Annotated in this window: 18 protein-coding genes; 11 read left to right on the forward strand and 7 right to left on the reverse strand. The window is 61.3% G+C overall.

What is annotated here, in order from left to right; all coding sequences use genetic code 11:
* The first annotated feature begins 29 nt into the window (after window positions 1–29).
* Together ACQKP2_RS21590 and ACQKP2_RS21595 are read left to right on the forward strand one after the other, a co-directional pair.
* Entirely contained in the window at window positions 30–932 is a 903-nt protein-coding gene (locus ACQKP2_RS21590; RefSeq protein WP_427579279.1) for a LysR family transcriptional regulator, read from the forward strand.
* A 94-nt stretch (window positions 933–1,026) separates the two neighbouring features.
* Window positions 1,027–1,671, forward strand: a complete 645-nt coding sequence (locus tag ACQKP2_RS21595; protein WP_427579280.1) for a TetR/AcrR family transcriptional regulator — start codon at window positions 1,027–1,029, stop codon at window positions 1,669–1,671.
* Between the two features lie 244 nt (window positions 1,672–1,915).
* Here the strand turns inward: ACQKP2_RS21595 and ACQKP2_RS21600 are convergent, their stop codons facing one another.
* Entirely contained in the window at window positions 1,916–2,449 is a 534-nt protein-coding gene (locus ACQKP2_RS21600; RefSeq protein ID WP_427579281.1) for a cysteine hydrolase family protein, read from the reverse strand.
* A gap of 68 nt (window positions 2,450–2,517) precedes the next feature.
* Window positions 2,518–4,245, reverse strand: coding sequence for a gamma-glutamyltransferase (gene ggt / locus ACQKP2_RS21605; RefSeq protein WP_427579282.1), 1,728 nt, complete (start codon window positions 4,243–4,245; stop codon window positions 2,518–2,520).
* 149 nt (window positions 4,246–4,394) lie between these two features.
* Here ggt and ACQKP2_RS21610 point away from each other — a divergent pair, with 149 nt between their 5' ends.
* Entirely contained in the window at window positions 4,395–4,907 is a 513-nt protein-coding gene (locus ACQKP2_RS21610) for a methylated-DNA--[protein]-cysteine S-methyltransferase (protein WP_427579283.1), read from the forward strand.
* Between the two features lie 25 nt (window positions 4,908–4,932).
* Here the strand turns inward: ACQKP2_RS21610 and ACQKP2_RS21615 are convergent, their stop codons facing one another.
* Window positions 4,933–5,520: an NUDIX domain-containing protein gene (locus ACQKP2_RS21615; RefSeq protein WP_427579285.1), complete on the reverse strand. Its 588-nt coding sequence runs from the start codon at window positions 5,518–5,520 to the stop codon at window positions 4,933–4,935.
* Between the two features lie 66 nt (window positions 5,521–5,586).
* Window positions 5,587–6,024 carry a hemerythrin domain-containing protein gene (locus ACQKP2_RS21620; protein ID WP_427579287.1) on the reverse strand — a complete coding sequence of 146 codons (438 nt, stop codon included), beginning with the start codon at window positions 6,022–6,024 and terminating at the stop codon, window positions 5,587–5,589.
* A 145-nt stretch (window positions 6,025–6,169) separates the two neighbouring features.
* Between ACQKP2_RS21620 and ACQKP2_RS21625 the strand changes: the two genes are divergently transcribed.
* Window positions 6,170–6,595: a GNAT family N-acetyltransferase gene (locus ACQKP2_RS21625; RefSeq protein WP_427579289.1), complete on the forward strand. Its 426-nt coding sequence runs from the start codon at window positions 6,170–6,172 to the stop codon at window positions 6,593–6,595.
* 619 nt (window positions 6,596–7,214) lie between these two features.
* Here the strand turns inward: ACQKP2_RS21625 and ACQKP2_RS21630 are convergent.
* Complete coding sequence (locus ACQKP2_RS21630; RefSeq protein WP_427579290.1) at window positions 7,215–7,565, reverse strand: hypothetical protein; 351 nt, start codon at window positions 7,563–7,565, stop codon at window positions 7,215–7,217.
* A 92-nt stretch (window positions 7,566–7,657) separates the two neighbouring features.
* Here ACQKP2_RS21630 and ACQKP2_RS21635 point away from each other — a divergent pair, with 92 nt between their 5' ends.
* The 7 genes from ACQKP2_RS21635 (at window position 7,658) to ACQKP2_RS21665 (ending at window position 11,657) form a co-directional block, all read left to right on the forward strand.
* On the forward strand, window positions 7,658–7,987 hold the full coding sequence (locus ACQKP2_RS21635; RefSeq protein ID WP_427579291.1) for a DUF6388 family protein: 330 nt from the start codon (window positions 7,658–7,660) through the stop codon (window positions 7,985–7,987).
* Between the two features lie 198 nt (window positions 7,988–8,185).
* Window positions 8,186–8,578: a sulfurtransferase complex subunit TusD gene (gene tusD, locus ACQKP2_RS21640; RefSeq protein WP_427579293.1), complete on the forward strand. Its 393-nt coding sequence runs from the start codon at window positions 8,186–8,188 to the stop codon at window positions 8,576–8,578.
* A 1-nt stretch (window position 8,579) separates the two neighbouring features.
* On the forward strand, window positions 8,580–8,942 hold the full coding sequence (tusC, locus tag ACQKP2_RS21645) for a sulfurtransferase complex subunit TusC (protein ID WP_427579294.1): 363 nt from the start codon (window positions 8,580–8,582) through the stop codon (window positions 8,940–8,942).
* Entirely contained in the window at window positions 8,942–9,235 is a 294-nt protein-coding gene (gene tusB, locus ACQKP2_RS21650; RefSeq protein WP_427579296.1) for a sulfurtransferase complex subunit TusB, read from the forward strand. Before tusC ends, tusB begins: the two co-directional genes overlap by 1 nt.
* Window positions 9,232–9,567, forward strand: coding sequence for a TusE/DsrC/DsvC family sulfur relay protein (locus tag ACQKP2_RS21655; protein ID WP_427579297.1), 336 nt, complete (start codon window positions 9,232–9,234; stop codon window positions 9,565–9,567). Before tusB ends, ACQKP2_RS21655 begins: the two co-directional genes overlap by 4 nt.
* Entirely contained in the window at window positions 9,564–10,565 is a 1,002-nt protein-coding gene (locus ACQKP2_RS21660; RefSeq protein ID WP_427579298.1) for a glycosyl transferase family protein, read from the forward strand. Before ACQKP2_RS21655 ends, ACQKP2_RS21660 begins: the two co-directional genes overlap by 4 nt.
* Before the next feature lie 90 nt (window positions 10,566–10,655).
* Window positions 10,656–11,657 carry a glutathione S-transferase family protein gene (locus ACQKP2_RS21665; RefSeq protein ID WP_427579300.1) on the forward strand — a complete coding sequence of 334 codons (1,002 nt, stop codon included), beginning with the start codon at window positions 10,656–10,658 and terminating at the stop codon, window positions 11,655–11,657.
* Window positions 11,658–11,916: 259 nt separating this feature from the next.
* On the opposite strand, the gene cysG is transcribed toward ACQKP2_RS21665, so the two are convergent.
* Both cysG and serS read right to left on the reverse strand, forming a co-directional pair.
* Window positions 11,917–13,311: a siroheme synthase CysG gene (cysG, locus tag ACQKP2_RS21670; RefSeq protein ID WP_427579301.1), complete on the reverse strand. Its 1,395-nt coding sequence runs from the start codon at window positions 13,309–13,311 to the stop codon at window positions 11,917–11,919.
* A partial coding sequence (serS, locus tag ACQKP2_RS21675; RefSeq protein ID WP_427579303.1) for a serine--tRNA ligase occupies window positions 13,312–14,505 on the reverse strand: 1,194 nt, incomplete at its 5' end. It abuts the gene before it with no gap.

Here is a 14,505-nt window from a genome sequence, read left to right on the forward strand (position 1 = left end):
GTCTATGTAATCGACAATCGGGAGCCCCCATGCTGGGAACTGTAACGGAGCTGGATCTGCGTCTGATCCGGGTATTTCTCACGGTGGTGGAGGCCGGTGGAATTTCGGCGGCGCAAACCGCCCTCAACACCACGCAACCGACCATCAGCGCACAACTGGCGACACTCGAAGCACGGGTCGGGTTCCGGTTGTGCGAACGCGGGCGCGGCGGTTTTTCGGTGACGCCCAAGGGCGGTCAGTTTGTCGAGGCGGCACGGCGCCTGTTGGCGGCGGCCGAGGGCTTTCGGGTCGAGGTCCAGCACATCAACCGCAAGGTCTCGGGCAATATCAATGTTGGGCTGCTTGGGCAAATCGACCCGGTGGCGAACAAGAAAATCGGCCTGGCGATTGCGCGCCTGCGGGCCCGGCACGAAGGCCTGTACTTCCACTTCACTGAACTGTCGTCTTCGCTGCTCGAAGAAAAAATCATCAATGGCCATATCGATCTGGCCATCGGTTACTTCTGGCACCGCTTGTCCAACATCGATTACTTCCCGCTGTTCCAGGAAACCCAGATCGCCTATTGCGCACCGTCGCACCCTTTGTTCGAACAGGTAGGCGAGCTGACCCGCGAGGCCGTCAGCCACTATGACTGGGTCTGGCCCAGCCATCCGTTGCCGGAAATGCCGGCCCCGACCTCCATCGAGCGCCTGACGGTGCTGACCGACAGCATGGACGGTGCCGCCCTGCTGATTCTGTCCGGGCAACACCTGGGCTTCCTGCCCCAGCATTACGCCACCCGCCATGAGCAGCTCGGGCAGTTGCATCCGCTCAATCCCCGCTTGCTGCGCTATGAAGTCGGCTTTCATGCGGCGGTACGGCATTCGGCTCGGCAGCGGGATCTGGTCAGCGCGTTCCTCAACGAGCTGATCGATGTCTTCGGCGCGCCCTGAACCGTGTTTTTCGTCTGCACCACTGGTCTTCATGACTGGCTCAATCGCTATATAGTTTTGTATATTGCGAAGCTCAAATCGCCAAGACATGCCCATGAGCCGTATTCGTCAACACAACCAGCAACTGATCCTGGAGGCCGCCAGCGCCGAGTTCGCGGCCAGGGGTTTCGACGCCACACAGACGCGCGACATCGCAGCGCGCGCCGGGGTGCCGAAGGCCAATCTGTATTACTACTTCCAGAGCAAGGAAAACCTCTACGCCAAGGTCTTGCTCGAATTCGTCGAGCCATTGCTGGCGGCCTCGGCCGTACTTCGTGAAAGCGACGATCCGCTGGTGGGTTTGCCGGCCTACATCGCCGCGCGCATCCGCATCGCCCGCGAGCATCCACACGTTGCCAAGGTGTTCAGCGGCGAGTTGCTGCTGGGCGCCAGGCACTTGCCCGAAGAGTGTCGCGACCTGCTGCAGGGCGAAGCCCGACGCAATGTCGAATGCCTGCGCAGCTGGATCGAACGGGGCTTGCTGGCCCCTGTCGATCCGGAGCACTTGATGCTGTTCATCTGGTCGGCGACCCGTACGTTCACCAATCTGGGTTGGCAGATGGCTTCTATCACCGGGCGGGAAACACCACAGGATATGGATTATCAGCAGGCGGCAGACACCATTACCCGGTTGGTGCTGGGTGGGGTCATGCCGCAGGTTGTGAGCGCAGCACCGAGGCTGCGGATGTTTGCGACTTAAGGCGGCGAAGGTAGGTGCAGGGATCGAGGTTACATCCGCCGGAATCAGGTCGGTAGTCAGGCCGTCATCGCCGGCAAGCCAGCTCCCACAAGTTCGCGACACGCGCCTTTTGCGTGGGCACCCCCGCCCTCGTAGGAGCCAGCGGTGCGGCGTTCCGACTTGCCGGCGAAGACATTTTCATGGACACCACACGACGTCAGGCCAACTTCGCGGGCAAGCCTCGCTCCTACAAAAAACATGCCGTTCAGAAGCGAATATCGTTGGCCGGGATCACGTCGATGCGCGCGACCGCGCTGCTCAGGCGCGCCAGGTCCTTGTTGTGCTCGGCGATGATGTCTTCGGCCGTCAGGTTGCCGTTGTCGAGGGTGGAATGGGCGTCGGCAGCCAGCACCACGTCGTAGCCCAGTTTCAATGCCTGGCGCACGGTGGCATTGACGCAGTAATCGGTTTGCAGGCCGCAGATGACCAGGCGCTCGACATCCTGAACCGGCACCAGCTGCTGCAGATTGGTGTGGTAGAACGAATCAGGGGTGGTCTTGCGTACGCGTTCATCACCCGCCTTCGCTTGAAGTCCCTGGGCCAGTTGCCAACCCTCGGCCTCATAGGCCAGGGGGCTGTCTGATTCCTCGTGCTGGATGAACACCACCTTTTTCCCGGCGGCACGTGCCCTGGCACTCAAGCCGTTGATGGTGTCAATGACGCGCCCGATTGCGAAGCACTCGTACTCGCCGGAACACAGGGCTTGTTGTACATCGATGATCAACAGTGCGGTCGTCATGATTCCTTCCTTGAAAGATCAGGGTGTCAGGGGACGAACATAAGTCCGTCCCCTTTCAAACGCAACACTCAGTAACCCAGTGACAACCCGGTATTGCGCCGAGGGTCGTTAGCCCCGTAGAAGCGGTTCTTGCCCACCGGTTTGCCGTCCAGCGACGGCGCGCCCACCAGGATCGCCGCCAGGTGGTTGGCGTCCTGCGGCCCGGCGAACTTGTGGCCCCAGCTTTCGAGGATCTTCACCGTATCAGGGCTCGTGGTGAAGTTCTCCAGGTTGGTTTCCTCCGGCAGCCATTGCTGGTGGAAGCGCGGTGCGTCGACCGCTTCCTGAATGTTCATGCCGTAGTCGATCACGTTGAGCATGGTCAACAAGGTGGCGGTAATGATGCGGCTGCCGCCCGGCGTACCGACGACCATCACCACTTTGCCGTCCTTGGTCACGATGGTCGGGCTCATGGACGACAGTGGTGCCTTGCCGGGGGCAATGGCGTTGGCTTCGCCTTGCACCAGACCGTACATGTTCGGCACACCGACTTTCGAAGTGAAGTCGTCCATTTCATCGTTGAGGATGACCCCGGTCTTGCTGGCCATGACCCCGGCACCGAACCAGTCGTTGAGGGTGTAGGTCACCGAGACCGCGTTGCCCCATTTGTCGACGATGGAGTAATGGGTGGTGTTATTGCCTTCATGAGGTGCTACGCCAGGCTTGAGTTCACTGGATTTCGCGGCCTTTTGCGGGTTGATGGCTTCGCGCAATTTGGTCGCATAGTTTTTGTCGAGCAGGTGGGCGATGGGGTTCTTCACGAAGTCCGGGTCGCCCAGGTAGCTGTTGCGATCCACATAGGCGTGGCGCATCGCTTCGATCTGATAATGCATGCCCTGGGCCGAGTGATAGCCCAGCTCCTTCATCGGGTAGCCTTCGAGGATGTTCATGATCTGGCAGATCACCACGCCACCGGAACTGGGCGGCGGCGCCGAGACCACATGGAAGCCACGGTAGTCGCACTCGATGGGCGCCAACTCACGGGTCTTGTATTTGTCGAGGTCGGCCTGGGTGATGATGCCCTTGTTGGCCTGGCTGGAGGTGACGATGGCGTCGGCCACCCAACCTTTGTAGAAGCCGTCCGCGCCCTTCTCGGAAATGGTCCGCAGGGTCTTGCCGAGGTCTTTTTGCACCAGTTTCTGCCCGACCTGCATCGGCTCGCCATTGCTCAGGAAAATGGAACCGGAATCCTTGATGTCCTTCTTGAACATGTCGGTGGCGTAGTCCAGCAGGTCGACATCGCCCTGCTCCAGCACGAAACCATCTTCGGCCAGTTTGATCGCCGGGGCGATCACGTCCTTGCGGGGTTTGCTCCCGTATTTGCTCAGGGCCAGTTCCATCCCCGATACCGTACCCGGAACGCCGACGGCCAGATGCCCGCGAGTGCTCAGGTCGGGTACGACGTTGCCTTCCTTGTCCAGATACATGTCGGCGGTCGCCGCCAGCGGCGCTTTTTCCCGGAAGTCGAGGAAGGTCTTGCGGCCATCGGCCAGTTGAATGGTCATGAAACCGCCGCCGCCCAGGTTACCCGCCGCCGGATAGACCACTGCCAGCGCATACCCCACGGCGACGGCGGCATCCACGGCGTTGCCACCGTTCTTGAGTACATCCACGCCCACCTGGCTGGCCAGATGCTGGGCGGTGACCACCATGCCGTTTTCGGCCGCGACCGGGGCCACGGAGGCAGCAACGGCATTCAGGCAGCTGAGCGCCAGTGAGGTCGCGAGGAGCGATTTGGCAAAAGGTTCGTACTTCATGTTTGAGTCTCTTTTTGTTTTTTGGCCCGGTCCTGGGACAGGGAGGACGCTTCAAGAGCAGTACGAAGTATGGTCAAGATTGCGGTTTGCGCCTCCCCGACACGGCAGTATCCTTAACACTTGTTCAACTATTCGGCGCGGGTCCCGGCATGACGTATACCTTTCTCACTCTGGCATCGCCGGTCGGCGAGCTGAAGCTGGTGGCGAATGGCTCGCGACTGGCGGCCATCCTCTGGGAAAACGACAAACCCGGCCGTGTGCGACTTGGCACGATGAGCGAAGCGCCGGGCAATCCGATCCTGCAGCGCACCGCCAGGCAACTGCGCGAATACTTCGCCGGCACACGCCGACAATTCGAACTGGATCTGGAGTTTGCCGGCACGGAGTTTCAGAAGAAGGTCTGGGCCGCGTTGCTGACCATTCCATACGGCGAGACCCGCAGCTACAGCCAGATCGCCGATCAGATCGGCAACCCGGCCGCCGTGCGGGCGGTGGGTGCGGCGAATGGCAAGAACCCCATCTCGATCGTCGCGCCCTGTCACCGGGTGATTGGTGCATCAGGGAAACTCACCGGGTTTGCCGGGGGGTTGGACGCCAAGGAGCGGTTGCTTGACCTTGAAGGCGGGCAATGGGGCGCAACATCACGTCTGCCGGGCTTTTGACCCTGCGCAGGTCAGGAGCATCCACCTAGTCGAAAAGATTTTTCATCGCGGCATACTGCAGCAGCATGATGGTCTTGGCGTCGCAGATTTCGCCGCGATAAAACGCCTCCAGTGCCTGATCGAACGGCCACTCCAGCACTTCCAGCTCTTCGGTTTCTTCTTCCAGGCCGCCACCGTTGCCGACCTTCGACGTGGCATCGTATTGCGCGATGAAGAAGTAAAGTTTTTCGGTCACCGAACCAGGGCTCATGTAAGCCTCGAACACCTTCTGTACATGGTGAACCCGATAACCTGTCTCTTCTTCCGCCTCGGCACGGATGCGCTCTTCAGGGGCCGCACCTTCCAGCAGCCCGGCCGCGACTTCAATCAGCAGGCCATCATGACCGTTGACGAAGACCGGCAAACGAAATTGCCGGGTCAGCACCACGGTCCTGCGTTCGCGGTTGAACAGAAGAATGGCCGCACCATTGCCTCGGTCGTAGACCTCCCGGGTCTGGCGTTGCCATTGGCCGTTGTTGCGCAGGTAATCGAAGGTGATTTTCCTGAGCAGATACCAGTCGTGGGACAACACCCGGGACTCATGGATGTTGACCCGTTCGGCTGTGTTCGACATGACGCCTCATCCCGTTTCGTTTGCGTGGCCGCACATCTTAGGTGAAAACACCCGGTATGCGCTGCCTCAGGCAATCTGCGCCTTGTATTCTTTCTCGTACTGGTTCGCCAACGTCTCTTTCTGCTTGTCGTCGAGCAGCTTGCCGGCCATCTGGAAGAACTTCTGCTCCTCTTCGCGCAGGTGATGATGAACTTTCTCGGAGAGTTTCTTCGCCGTCGCCAGCCATGCCGGGCTGGACATCTCGGTTTCGTCCAGTTCCTCCATCATTTCGTCCATTTCGTGATGCTCGGCGATGGCATGGCGGCTGAGGTCGACGCCGTTATCGAACGCCATCAACGGGATATAGAAATGCCTTTCCTCGGCGGTGGCGTGAGCCTGCAGTTCGGATTTGAGTTGCTTGTAGGCTTCGACCCGCTGCGGTGTGTCGCCGCTGGTGTGGATCAGTGCCTTGGCATAGGTACGCTGGCGCTCGTGGCTTTCGCGCAGGGCTTCGAAGATGTTCACGGAATATCCTCACAGGCAGCGTTCGGAAATGACGCCTCATGAGGCTAGACATCTGCGCCCTGGCGACGGTTCCAGGGACATTGCTGTGTGGAACATTCGCGCGGACCGCGATAGGCTGCCGTTTCACTGCCATAAGGATATAGCCATGACCCTGCGAATTGAGTTCTCGCCCAACCCCACGGAAGAAGAGCGCCAGGCCATCCTCCAGCCCTTGCGTGCCTACAACGCCTCGAAGGCCGACGGCGCCATCCCCGAACATATTGCCTTGCTGGTACGCGACGAAGAGGACCGGATCCTCGGCGGCCTTTACGCGCGGTTGTTTTACCAGTGGCTGTTCATCGACCTGTTGTCGGTGCCGGAGCAATCGCGGTGCCAGGGCTTGGGCACGAAACTGATGCAAATGGCCGAAGACCTGGCGCGGGAGAGAGGGTGCGCCGGGCTGTGGCTCGAAACGTTCGAATTCCAGGCCCCGGAGTTCTACAAGAAATGCGGGTATAGCGAGATCGGACATATCGCCGACTATCCGCCGGGGCACAAGCACTTCTTCTTCCAGAAGCGCCTGTTTTACTGATCACCACTACCCCCTGTAGGAGCCAGGCTTGCCGGCGAACAGCCATGACGCAATGAGGCAGTTACACCGCAGCGTCTGGTTCGCGGGCGAGCCTCGCTCCTACAGGGGAGAAGCGCCTGGTTTACTGATCACCACGCCCCCCGCGTAGGAGCCAGGCTTGCCGGCGAACAGCCATGACGCGATGAGGCAGTTACACCGCAGCGTCTGGTTCGCGGGCGAGCCTCGCTCCTACAGGGGAGAAGCGCCTGGTTTACTGATCACCACTACCCCCTGTAGGAGCCAGGCTTGCCGGCGAACAACCATGACGCGATGAGGCAGTTACACCGCAGCGTCTGGTTCGCGGGCGAGCCTCGCTCCTACAGGGGAGAAGCGCCTGGCTTACTGGTCAACACGCCCCCCGCGTAGGAGCCAGGCTTGCCGGCGAACAGCCATGGCGCGGTGGGGCAGTTACACCGCAGCGTCTGGTTCGCGGGCGAGCCTCGCTCCTACAGGGGAGAAGCGCCTGTTTTACTGATCACCACGTTCTCCTGTAGGAGCCAGGCTTGCCGGCGAAAGCGCTCTTGAAGACGCCTTCGCCGGCAAGCCTGGCTCCTACGGGATAGGTTGCGTATTGATCCGATCAGAGGCAGGTCGCCAACGCCGCCAATCGGCGCTTGGCGACAAAGTCGTCATGCTGTGCGTAGTAGCTCAACACGGTTCCTGAAGCATCGGTGGTCACGTCGACAAAGGACTCTGCCGAGCGGGTGTACACGGTCGTGCCGCCCTTCACTCCCGGTTGCAAATAGGCGCTGGCATCGACACCGAATACCGATTCGTCCTGCCAGGAAAACTGCACGCACTCGGCCACGACTTGTGCCGGTTTGTCCGACTTCAGGACCTTGTTCGCAGGTTTGCTGCGCGCGTCGTTCATCACCGAGCCCGCGCAGCCGGCCAGCAACGTAGCGGCCAGCGCCACCATCAGAATTCGCATTGCATTCGCTCTTCAGGAAAAAAGCGGACTGTATCACTGTGGCCACCCTTCGCGTTCTGCTTTACTTCATGGCATCTATCGAAGGAGCCACCATGGCTGCACCCGAATCGCAACATGAACAGGCGCTGAAGCGCTTTCTCGACGAGCGTCCACAACTGCGCGACGAACTCGACCAGCTCAACCCGTTGCTCGCCCAGGCCAAAGGCGAAACCCTGGCGCAGTTTCGCGAGGAGCGCTTGAACGAAGCGTTCGAGGCCGAAGCCGAGCGGCTTGGCCTGTTCGCCTGGGAGTTGACGCTGCGACTGACCGCTACCTCGCCCGAGGAATACCAGGCGCGGCGCCTGGAAGTGCACCGCGAGGTGGCGCAAATGGCCGGCATGGACTGGCTGGAGTATTGCGACCTCTATGGGATCAAACCCTAGCCAGGCTCTTTCCTGGCTTTTGTATCGTCCGGGCACACTCGCTTCCACGAGGACTTGTGAAATGTCGACGATTGCAGCTTCGACACGGTACCTGTGGGAGCGGGCTTGCCCGCGATGGGGCCAGGGCAGACAACATCGATTTAGCCGCCCCGTCGATAAAGCTTTATGATGGCCGCAGTTTCGCTGATCGAGTCCGTCATGAAGTTTGCCATTGCCGTTTTTAGCGCCGCCCATGCGCCCTCCTCGCGCCGCGCCCTGCTGTTCGCCCAGGCCGCGCTGGCCGGCGGGCACGAAATTGTCCGGCTGTTTTTCTATCAGGATGGCGTCTACAACGCTTGCACCAGTGTGGTCACACCTCAGGACGAACTGGACCTGCCCGGCCAGTGGCGTGCTTTCGTCAGCGAACAGCAACTGGACGGCGTGGTGTGCATCGCCGCCGCCCTGCGCCGTGGTGTGCTGAACGAGGAAGAAGCCCGTCGTTATCAACGCGAGGCTGTCGCCATTGGCACCCCGTGGGAACTGTCCGGTCTTGGTCAACTGCACGACGCGGTGCAGGATGCCGACCGCCTGATCTGTTTCGGAGGCGCTTGAGATGGCCAAATCCTTGTTGATTATCAGCCGCCAGGCGCCATGGTCCGGACCGGGCGCACGGGAAGCGCTGGATATCGTGCTGGCAGGTGGGGCTTTCGATCTGCCGATCGGTTTACTGTTTCTCGACGACGGCGTATTCCAGCTCGCCAGCGCACAGGACGCCAAAGCCCTGCAACAGAAAAACCTCAGCGCCAACCTGCAGGCCCTGCCGATGTTTGGCGTCGAGGAACTCTTTGTCTGTGCCGACAGCGTGACGCAACGTGGCCTGGATGCCGGTGCGCTGTCGCTGGAAGAAGCCCGAGTGCTGGCCGCCCATGAAATCACTGCACTCATTGACCGTTACGACCAGGTGATCACCCTCTGATGTCGACTTTGCATGTGTTGTCTCATTCTCCTTTTGGCGACGAGCGCCTGGACAGTTGCCTGCGCCTGATCGGCACCGACGACGCGCTGCTGCTGTGCGGCGACGCGGCCTACGCCTTGCAGCCCGGCACCGCGCCGTTCATGGCGCTCAATGCCCGCGGCCTGAAAATCTTTGTCCTGGCCGAAGACGCCCAGGCCCGAGCCACCGCGGTTCCGGGTTGGGCCCAGGCCATTGATTATCCAGCCTTCGTCGAGCTGTCGATCCACCACGATAAGGTCAACAGTTGGCTATGAATTCCCTGACAGTCGGCGCACGCGCCATCGAGTTGGACAAGGACGGTTTTCTGGTCGAGCTCAGTGACTGGTCACCTGACGTCGCCAGCGCCCTGGCATTGGCCGAAGACATCGAGTTGAGCCCGGAACACTGGGAAATCCTCGAACTGCTGCGCAGTTTCTACGCCGAGTTCCAGTTATCGCCGGCCACCCGCCCGCTGATCAAATACACCGCCCTGAAACTCGGCCCGATCAAGGGCAATAGCCTGCACCTGAATCGACTGTTCAAAGGCACCCCTGCCAAACTCGCCGCAAAACTGGCGGGCCTGCCCAAACCGACGAATTGCTTATGACCGATTACCCAGCGCTGACCCTGCAAACGCCCGCCGAACACCCTTTCGCCCAATTCGTGCGGATCCTCGGCAAAGGCAAACGCGGCGCCCGTGACCTGACCCGCGAAGAAGCCCGTCAGGCCATGGGCATGGTGCTTGACGAGCAGGTCGAGGAAACCCAGCTGGGGGCATTCCTGATGCTGTTGCGGCACAAGGAAGAAAGCGCCGAGGAAATGGCCGGGTTCACCGAGGCCTTGCGTGAGCGTTTGCAGGCTCCGGCCCTGGCGGTCGACCTGGACTGGCCGACCTACGCGGGCAAGAAACGCCATCTGCCGTGGTATCTGCTGGCGGCCAAGTGCCTGGCGCAGAACGGGGTGCGCATCTTCATGCATGGCGGCGGTGCCCACACCGCAGGTCGGTTGTACAGCGAGCAATTGTTGGGCACGCTCAAGATCCCGCTGTGCCGCAATTGGCAACAGGTGGGCAATGCGCTGGACAACGGCGGCCTGGCTTTCATGCCACTGATGGACTGGGCACCGCAACTGCAACGCATGATCGACCTGCGCAATACCCTGGGCCTGCGCTCGCCGATCCATTCCCTGGCGCGGATTCTCAATCCGCTGGGCGCCCGTTGCGGCCTGCAAAGCATTTTCCACCCCGGCTATCAGGCCGTGCATCGCGATGCCAGCGGTTTGCTCGGCGACACTGCGATCGTGGTCAAGGGTGATGGCGGCGAGATCGAGATCAACCCGGACACCGACAGCCACCTGTACGGCACCGCAGGCGGCGAAAGCTGGGATGAGCAGTGGCCGCAACTGTCCAGCCAGCGTCACGTGAAACCGGCCAGCCTCGACCCCGAGCACCTCAAGGCGGTGTGGCGCGGCGACGTGATCGACAGCTACCCGCAACTGGCCCTGATCGCCACCATGGCCCTGGCCTTGCGCGGCCTCGGCCAGAACCGGGAACAGGCGTTCGAAACCGCCCAACGGTACTGGGATACTCGAAACAAATCGATTTAATCGATCACATTCCTCCAAGCTTTGCGCTTTTTTATCGAACCCATGGGCATAGACTCTTCTCCAACGCTTACCGGTTGAGGAGTCTTGAACATGGGTTTGTTAGTTGAAGGTCGCTGGCAGGACAAGTGGTACGAAAGCAGCAAGGACGGTGCATTCCAGCGTGAGCAGGCGCAGCGCCGCAACTGGGTCACCAACGACGGCCAACCCGGCCCGAGCGGTGTCGGTGGATTTGTCGCGCAACCGGGTCGCTATCACCTTTACGTGTCCCTGGCCTGTCCATGGGCTCACCGCACGCTGATCCTGCGCAAACTCAAGGGCCTGGAAAGCCTGATCGACGTGTCGGTGGTCAGCTGGCTGATGCTGGAAAACGGCTGGACGTTCGACAAGACCCTGGGCTCCACCGGCGACAAGCTCGATCACTTCGACTTCATGCATCAGCGTTACACCGCCGATACCCCGGACTACACCGGCCGCGTCACCGTACCGATACTCTGGGACAAGCAACTCAAACGCATCGTCAGCAACGAATCTTCGGAAATCATCCGCATGTTCAACAGCGCGTTCGATGATTTGACCGGCAATGACCTGGACTTCTATCCCGCGCCATTACGCAGCGAGATCGACGCGCTGAACGAACGGATTTATCCGGCGGTGAACAATGGCGTCTACCGGGCCGGGTTTGCCACCTCCCAGGGTGCCTATGAAACAGCCTTCGATGAACTGTTTGCCGAACTGGATCGACTGGAGCAGTTGCTGGGCGCCAACCGCTACCTGGCGGGCGAGTACCTGACCGAAGCGGACATCCGCCTGTTCACCACGCTGATTCGCTTCGACGCCGTGTATTACGGCCACTTCAAATGCAACCTGCGCCAGATTACCGATTATCCGAACCTGTCCAACTGGCTGCGGGAAATGTACCAGTGGCCTGGAATTGCCCAGACCGTGGACTTCACCCATATCAAGAACCACTACTACGGCAGTCACAAGACCATCAACCCGACGGGAGTCGTGCCGAAGGGGCCACAACAGGATTTCACCCTGGTCCATGATCGGCAGCGGTTGAGCGGGAAAGGGGTTTGGCGCAGGGCTTGAGATGTGTGCGGGTTTTGAGGGCCTCTTCGCGGGCAAGCCTCGCTCCTACGGTCGTTGGATAACTGTAGGAGCGAGGCTTGCCCGCGAAGCGGTTGACGCGGTCCCTAGACCTGCGCCTGAGCCCCTTCGAACTTCACCCACGATCACCAGGGTCGTTGAGCGGGAAAGAGTTTTGGCGCAGGGCCTAAGATGTGTGCAGGCTTTGAAGGCCTCTTCGCGGGCAAGCCTCGCTCCTACAGCGAAGGGGTCGACGCGGTCCTTAGACCTGCGCCTGAGCCCCTTCGAACCACGCCAGCTTCTCGCGCAGTTGCACCACTTCACCCACGATCACCAGGGTCGGCGCATGCACTTCATGCTCCGCCACCAGCCGTGGCAAGTCCGCCAGCGTGCCGGTAAACACCCGCTGGTTGACCGTGGTGCCCTGCTGGATCAACGCCGCCGGCGTAACGGCACCACGACCATGCCTGATCAACTGTTCGCAGATAATCGGCAAACCCACCAGGCCCATGTAGAACACCAGGGTTTGCGCCGGCGCAACCAGATCGGCCCAGGGCAGATCGGTGGAACCATCCTTGAGGTGACCGGTGACGAAGCGCACCGACTGCGCGTAATCGCGGTGGGTCAGCGGAATCCCGCCGTAAGCCGCACAACCGCTGGCTGCCGTGATGCCCGGCACGACCTGGAAAGGAATGCCATGGGCCGCCAGCTCCTCGATCTCTTCACCGCCACGGCCGAAGATGAACGGATCGCCGCCCTTGAGCCGCACCACGCGCTTGCCCTGCCTGGCCAGCTCCACCAATTGCTGGTTGATCTGGTCCTGGGGCACGGCGTGATCGGCGCGACGCTTGCCGACGTAGATGCGCTCGGCATCACGACGGCACAACTCGACAATCGCCGGCGCCACCAGGCGGTCATACAGCACCACATCGGCTTGCTGCATCAGGCGCAGGGCCTTGAAGGTCAGCAGGTCGGGATCACCCGGCCCCGCCCCCACCAGATACACCTCACCGGTCGCGACCGGCGCCTGGCCATCGATCTTGGCTTGCAGCAGACGCTCCGCTTCCGTCCCTTGCCCGGCCAGCTGCCGATCGGCTATCGGCCCCTGGAACACGTCTTCCCAGAACGCCCGGCGCTGTTGCACATCCGGGAACAGGTTTTTCACCTGATTGCGAAAACGCGCCGCCAGCCCGGCCAGTTGACCATAGGTGGCGGGAATCCAGGTCTCGATTTTGGCGCGGATCAAGCGCGCCAGCACCGGCGCATCGCCGCCGCTGGACACGGCAACGATCAATGGCGAGCGGTCGATGATGGCCGGGAAGATCACGCTGCAAAGGGCCGGCGCGTCCACCACATTGACCGGTATGCAACGTCGATGGGCATCGGCGGAGACTTGTGCGTTCAACGCTTCATCGTCGGTGGCGGCGATGATCAATCCGCAGCCATCCAGATCCGACTCGAGGTAACCGCGCAGCACGCACTCGCCGCCGCTGGCGGCAACCCGTTCGCGCAATTGCTGTTCGATTTCAGGTGCGACGACCCGCAGCAGCGCACCGGCATCGGCCAGCAGGCGGGACTTGCGCAAGGCAATCTCCCCCCCGCCGACAACCAACACACGACTGCCGCGCAGGTTGTGGAACAGCGGCAGATAATCCATTTAGCCGATGACCTCAAGGCCACCCATGTACGGCTGGAGAACCGCCGGCACGCGGATCGAACCGTCGGCCTGCTGATAGTTCTCCAGTACCGCCACCAGGGTACGGCCGACCGCCAGGCCGGAGCCGTTCAGGGTGTGCACCAGTTCCGGCTTGCCGGTTTCCGGGTTGCGGAAACGCGCCTGCATGCGACGGGCCTGGAAATCGCCGCAGTTGGAGCACGAGGAGATTTCACGGTACTTGTCCTGGCTCGGAATCCACACTTCCAGGTCATAAGTCTTGACGGCGCTGAAGCCCATGTCGCCGGTGCACAGCGCGATGGTGCGGTAAGGAAGCTCCAGCAGTTGCAGGACCTTCTCGGCATTGGCGGTCAGGCCTTCCAACGCTTCCATGGACTTCGAAGGCTCGACGATCTGAACCATCTCGACCTTGTCGAACTGGTGCTGGCGGATCATGCCGCGGGTGTCGCGACCCGATGCACCGGCTTCACTGCGGAAGCATGGAGTGTGGGCGACGAACTTGATCGGCAGTTGTTTGGCGTCGACGATCTCGCCCGCCACGATGTTGGTCAGGGAGACTTCGGCCGTCGGGATCAGGTACAGATCCGCTTCGCCGTCGCGACCGATCTTGAACAGGTCTTCCTCGAATTTCGGCAACTGGCCGGTGCCTTGCAGCGCCGGGGCCTGGACCAGATACGGCGTGTAGGCTTCTTCGTAGCCGTGTTCGCTGGTGTGCAGGTTGATCATGAATTGCGCCAGGGCACGATGCAGGCGGGCAATCGGGCCGCGCAGCAGGGCGAAACGCGCGCCGGACAATTTGGCGGCGGTTTCGAAGTCCAGCCAGCCGAACTTCTCGCCCAGGGCAACGTGGTCCTGAACCGGGAAGTCGAACGCAGTCGGCGTGCCCCAGCGGCGCACTTCGACGTTACCGTCTTCGTCTTCACCGACCGGAACCGATTCGTGCGGCAGGTTGGGGATGCCCAGCAGGATCGAATCCAGTTCGGTCTGGATCGCGTCCAGCTCGGACTTGCCGGCCGTCAACTCGCCTCCCATGCGCTCCACATCCGCCATCAACGGCGCGATGTCTTCGCCGCGCTGCTTGGCCTGACCAATGGATTTGGAACGGGCATTGCGTTCAGCCTGCAGTGCTTCGGTGCGGGTCTGGACGGTCTTGCGCTGTTCTTCCAGCGCTTCGAT

This window comes from Pseudomonas sp. NPDC089569 (assembly GCF_050280625.1).
Classification (GTDB): domain Bacteria; phylum Pseudomonadota; class Gammaproteobacteria; order Pseudomonadales; family Pseudomonadaceae; genus Aquipseudomonas.

Excerpts from the sequence above, each read along its gene's own strand:
- ACQKP2_RS21590 (WP_427579279.1), top strand. The coding sequence starts at position 30 with ATGCTGGGAACTGTAACGGAGCTGGATCTGCGTCTGATCCGGGTATTT.
- ACQKP2_RS21595 (WP_427579280.1), top strand. The coding sequence starts at position 1,027 with ATGAGCCGTATTCGTCAACACAACCAGCAACTGATCCTGGAGGCCGCC.
- ACQKP2_RS21600 (WP_427579281.1), bottom strand. The coding sequence starts at position 2,449 with ATGACGACCGCACTGTTGATCATCGATGTACAACAAGCCCTGTGTTCC.
- ggt (WP_427579282.1), bottom strand. The coding sequence starts at position 4,245 with ATGAAGTACGAACCTTTTGCCAAATCGCTCCTCGCGACCTCACTGGCG.
- ACQKP2_RS21610 (WP_427579283.1), top strand. The coding sequence starts at position 4,395 with ATGACGTATACCTTTCTCACTCTGGCATCGCCGGTCGGCGAGCTGAAG.
- ACQKP2_RS21615 (WP_427579285.1), bottom strand. The coding sequence starts at position 5,520 with ATGTCGAACACAGCCGAACGGGTCAACATCCATGAGTCCCGGGTGTTG.
- ACQKP2_RS21625 (WP_427579289.1), top strand. The coding sequence starts at position 6,170 with ATGACCCTGCGAATTGAGTTCTCGCCCAACCCCACGGAAGAAGAGCGC.
- ACQKP2_RS21630 (WP_427579290.1), bottom strand. The coding sequence starts at position 7,565 with ATGCGAATTCTGATGGTGGCGCTGGCCGCTACGTTGCTGGCCGGCTGC.
- ACQKP2_RS21635 (WP_427579291.1), top strand. The coding sequence starts at position 7,658 with ATGGCTGCACCCGAATCGCAACATGAACAGGCGCTGAAGCGCTTTCTC.
- tusD (WP_427579293.1), top strand. The coding sequence starts at position 8,186 with ATGAAGTTTGCCATTGCCGTTTTTAGCGCCGCCCATGCGCCCTCCTCG.
- tusC (WP_427579294.1), top strand. The coding sequence starts at position 8,580 with ATGGCCAAATCCTTGTTGATTATCAGCCGCCAGGCGCCATGGTCCGGA.
- tusB (WP_427579296.1), top strand. The coding sequence starts at position 8,942 with ATGTCGACTTTGCATGTGTTGTCTCATTCTCCTTTTGGCGACGAGCGC.
- ACQKP2_RS21655 (WP_427579297.1), top strand. The coding sequence starts at position 9,232 with ATGAATTCCCTGACAGTCGGCGCACGCGCCATCGAGTTGGACAAGGAC.
- ACQKP2_RS21660 (WP_427579298.1), top strand. The coding sequence starts at position 9,564 with ATGACCGATTACCCAGCGCTGACCCTGCAAACGCCCGCCGAACACCCT.
- ACQKP2_RS21665 (WP_427579300.1), top strand. The coding sequence starts at position 10,656 with ATGGGTTTGTTAGTTGAAGGTCGCTGGCAGGACAAGTGGTACGAAAGC.
- cysG (WP_427579301.1), bottom strand. The coding sequence starts at position 13,311 with ATGGATTATCTGCCGCTGTTCCACAACCTGCGCGGCAGTCGTGTGTTG.